Consider the following 3,595-nt stretch of genomic DNA (forward strand, 5'->3'; position numbering starts at 1 on the left):
GTGACCTCATGTCCACGATCACACCGGGACAGCCCGCGAGAGACACCGCGCCGACGCGTACTCACCTACCGGCGCGCGGGCGAGCAGCCCGCCGCGGCGCGGGCCCGTCGCGCCGGCTGCCCGGCTGGTGGCCGCTGCCGGTATGCGCCGTGCTGGGCGCGCTGGCGGGCGCCGCGTACACGACGGTGGCGGAACCGCGCTACGAGGCGTCCAGTTACGTGCTCGTCTCCCCCGGCGAGCACGCCGACGCGATGTCAGCGCTCGGCTACGCACAGGCGTACGGGAAGATCGCCACGGACGCCGTGGTCCTCACCTCGGCCGAAGCCGCCTTCGACCTGCCGCGCGGCGCGCTGCGTGCGCACGTGCGGGCCCGCACCTCGCCCGACGCGCCCATGGTGCAGATCACCGGCAGTGCGCCCTCGGCCGGTGACGCCGCCGACTACGCCGACGCGACCGCCGCGGCCCTGGCCCGCACGGCGAAGAAGTCGGCCGGGAAGACCGGCGTGCGGCTGACGGTCGTCTCCCGCGCCGCCGCCACGGCCGGACCCGTCTCCCCCCGGGCGCCGCTGGCCGTGTCCGTGGGCGCGAGCGCGGGCGGGCTGCTCGGGGGGCTGGCGCTGCTGGCCCGGCCGCGGCGCCGCGGCACCGAGGGGCCGGCGGCCGTCCCCGTCCCCGCCCACGGCGCCACCGCGGCGGAGGGGCCGGACGCTCGGACAGCCGGCGGGCACGTGTCCGCCCGGGCGACGGACGAGGCCGAGTCCGCACGTGTGCCCGAAGCGTCGGGGTCCGAACGGGTGGTGCCCGAGGCGCCGGGGGCCGCCCGCGCGGACGGCGGGAAGGACGCGCACACGGCGGCGGAACCGGGCACCGCGCACCTGACGGAGAAGGCGGAGGCCGGGCGGTGAATTCTCCCTCCTCTCCGGTCACGCGTCGCAAGTCTCCCTACGGGCGCCGCAAGTTGGCGGGGCCGGTCCTCTCCCCCTGGCGGGGCGGGCGCGGCGAGGCCTCGGGACGTCCGCCCGTGCGGCTGACCGCCACGCTGTGCCGGTCCGAGGCCGAGTTCTCGGAGCTGGCCGACGAGTGGGACGGGCTGCGGGCACGCAACCGCTCGGCGACCCCGTTCCTCAGCCACGCCTGGCTGGCCTCGTGGTGGCGTGCCTACGGCAGGCGCGGCAGGCTGCGGGTCGTCCTGGTGCGGGAGAACGGCCGGCTGGTGGCCGCCGCGCCGCTGATGCTCGTCCACCGGCCCCTGCCCGCGCTGGTGACGCTCGGCGGCCAGATCTCCGACTACCAGGACGTGCTGCTCGACGACAGCTGCCCGCGCGCGGCCGACGCGCTCGCCCGCGCGCTGTACGCGGCGTCCCGCACCGCGGTCGTCGACCTGCGCGAGGTGCGCCCCGGCGGGGCCGCCGAACGCCTGTACGCCGCGTGGCCGGGGGTGCGGCGGCGGCTGACCGACTCGGTCTGCCTGGAGTTGCCCGGCGTGCCCATGGACGAGATGCTGCAGCGGCTCGCCCCCGCCAGCGCCAAGCGCACCCGGCGCAAGCTGCGCCGCATCGACGAGCTCGGCATCGAGGCCCACGACGTGACGGGGGATCGGGTACCGGAGTCGGTGGGCACCATGCTCCGGCTGCACGAACGGCAGTGGCGGGGCCGCGGGGTGACCCCCGAACACCTGCGGCCCCGCTTCGGCGCTCACCTGGTGGGCGCGGTGGAGCAGCTGGTGGCCAGCGGGGACGCGGCGGTGACCGAGTACCGGGTCGGTGGGCGGGTCGCCGCGTGCGACGTCGCCCTCGTCTCCCCCGACCTGGTGTGCGGCTACCTGTACGGCGCGGATCCCGCACTGCGCGAGCAGCGGGTGGACATCGCGACCATGCTGCTGCGGCACGACGCCCACTTCGCGTCGGCCACGGGCCGCGGCACCCTGAGCCTGCTGCGCGGCACCGAGCCGTACAAGCTGCGCTGGCAGCCCGTGACCGCCGCCAACCGGCGCTATCTGCTGGCCCGCCCGCAGCTGGCGCCGGCCCTGGAACTCCTCGCGGCGAAGGCGGCGGCCCGCGAGGCCGCGGCCCGCCTGGTGCGCCGGCGCGGCGATGCGGCACGGGCCCGCACGCTGCTCGACCGCGCGGCCGTGCTCCGGCCGCGCCAGTGACGGCATGACGGCGGCAGGGCGGCGGGCCGCTTCCTGGCGCGGGCTAGCCCGCCAGGGCGCGCAGCCAGTCGAAGCGTACGCAGTACTGTCCGACTCCCCAGCACCGTTCCCACCACGGGCCGGCCGGTGCGGGGGACGCCGTGCCCGCACCGGCGGGGCGGGASGGCTTCGCCTGCTCGGCCTGGCGCGGCGGCTCGGTGCCCGGAGGCGGGGTGCCCGGAGGCGGGGTGCTCTGGCGCGGGGCGGTGGGCGGCTCGCTGCGCCAGGGCGGTACGGGCGGCTCCGGCTGGGCGAACAACGCCATCCTGAAGGTCTTGGAGGACGTCGGGTTGCCCCGGCACCGCCACACGCCGTGCGGGCAGTAGTCGCTGATGGTCTGGTACAGCGGCTCGTGCCGGTCCATCCAGGCGAGCATGGAGCGCACGTACGCGGCGTTGTCGCCGTTGCGGAACAGCCCCCACTCCGGGTACGAGAGGGGCTTGCCGTGGCGTGCGGCGAAGTCGACGTGCGCCTGGAGCCCGTACGGCTCCCTCACCTGTTCGTCGAAGCTCATGCCCTTCGGCTGGTCGTAGGCGTCCATGCCGAGCACGTCGACGACGTCGTCGCCCGGGTAGCACCTGGTCCAGGGGATCGCGTCGCGGCCACGGCTGGGCGCGAAGTCGAAGCGGAACCGCTGCCCGTCCACCGCTCGCATGGCCGTCACGATGCGCCGCCAGTACGCCTTCCACGCGCGCGGGTCCGGCGCGCAGCGATGGGTGTAGGTCGTGCCGTTCATCTCCCACCCGAGCACCACCACGGTGTCGGCGAGCCCCGCACGGACCAGGTGCCGGGCCAGGGTGCGGAAGTGGGCGTCGAACCGGCCCGCGGCGCCCTGGCGCAGCAGGGCGCGCACCCGCTCGTCGTCCAGCCGCGCCTCGTTGCGTGCCTGCATGGGGACGTTCAGCACGAACAGCCTGGTCGGGTCCTCCCGCCGCCAACGGGCCCACGGTCGCAGGAAGTCCGGCTGTCCCTCGATGTCGGACCACAGCCGGCCCGGCAGGTAGGTGTGCCCCACCCGCAGCTCCGTGCCGCCGAGCCACTTCTCCAGCTCCGCCATGCGGCGCACGCCCTCGGGACCGGAGCCGAGGAACGCGCCGAGCGCGCGGCCGGACGGTGTGGACGGAGCGGAGGGCCCGGCAGGGCCGGACGGCCGGGAGGAAGGCGAGGGCACCGGCGCACTCCGCGAACGCTCACCCGGACGGAGTCCGGACTCCCGTTCGGCGACCGGCAGCACCGTGCAGGAGGCCAGCAACCCCGCGGCGGCGACACCCGCGCACAGGACCGCCCTGACCCGCCCGCGTCCGTGGCTGCGCATGGCTCCTCCTGGCCGCCTCTCGACCCCGGCGCGTGTCCGGTCGTCCGCCGGTCGACATTCCTGATGGTCTGTCAGCGGAATTCTCACCC

3 protein-coding genes are annotated in these 3,595 nt (G+C 76.3%); 2 read left to right on the forward strand and 1 reads right to left on the reverse strand.

Annotation, left to right across the window (positions count from 1 at the left end):
* Both AB8Z75_RS33485 and AB8Z75_RS33490 read left to right on the forward strand, forming a co-directional pair.
* Positions 1–905, forward strand: a 905-nt coding sequence (locus AB8Z75_RS33485; protein ID WP_369208681.1) for a hypothetical protein, incomplete at its 5' end; no start/stop codon positions are given.
* A 116-nt stretch (positions 906–1,021) separates the two neighbouring features.
* Positions 1,022–2,152: a GNAT family N-acetyltransferase gene (locus AB8Z75_RS33490; RefSeq protein WP_369208685.1), complete on the forward strand. Its 1,131-nt coding sequence runs from the start codon at positions 1,022–1,024 to the stop codon at positions 2,150–2,152.
* A 43-nt stretch (positions 2,153–2,195) separates the two neighbouring features.
* On the opposite strand, the gene AB8Z75_RS33495 is transcribed toward AB8Z75_RS33490, so the two are convergent.
* Entirely contained in the window at positions 2,196–3,506 is a 1,311-nt protein-coding gene (locus AB8Z75_RS33495; RefSeq protein WP_369208683.1) for a glycoside hydrolase family 26 protein, read from the reverse strand.
* Positions 3,507–3,595: the final 89 nt, after the last annotated feature.

Origin of the sequence: Streptomyces sp. PU-14G (assembly GCF_041028275.1) — a bacterium.
Taxonomy (GTDB): domain Bacteria; phylum Actinomycetota; class Actinomycetes; order Streptomycetales; family Streptomycetaceae; genus Streptomyces.